1 protein-coding gene is annotated in these 222 nt (G+C 62.2%); it reads right to left on the bottom strand.

Annotated elements, in window-relative coordinates; all coding sequences use genetic code 11:
* Positions 1-222, bottom strand: a 222-nt coding sequence (locus AAIR21_RS28270; RefSeq protein WP_434682897.1) for a bacteriophage T4 gp5 trimerisation domain-containing protein, incomplete at both ends; no start/stop codon positions are given.

Genomic DNA, 222 nt, shown 5'->3' with positions numbered 1-222 from the left:
GCTCAGCCTGGATCCACACCTGCTCTGCGCCCGCCTTGTCCTCAAAGCGCAGGGCATTGGCATTATCCACGGAGCCATCCTTCGTGCGGCTCATAAAGCCCATCTGCGTGGCCGCAGCCGGCAGCGCCCACGGCGGCATGCTTGCTTCGTTATACACCCGCCCGGTAATAATCGGACGGTCCGGGTCACCGTTGATAAAGTCCACCACCACCTCATCGCCGA

Source organism: Enterobacter sp. PTB (genome assembly GCF_051130085.1).
Classification (GTDB): Bacteria; Pseudomonadota; Gammaproteobacteria; order Enterobacterales; family Enterobacteriaceae; genus Enterobacter; species Enterobacter ludwigii.
The sequence above is the reverse complement of the archived record's forward strand: the minus strand, read 5'-3'. Positions and strand labels throughout refer to the sequence as shown.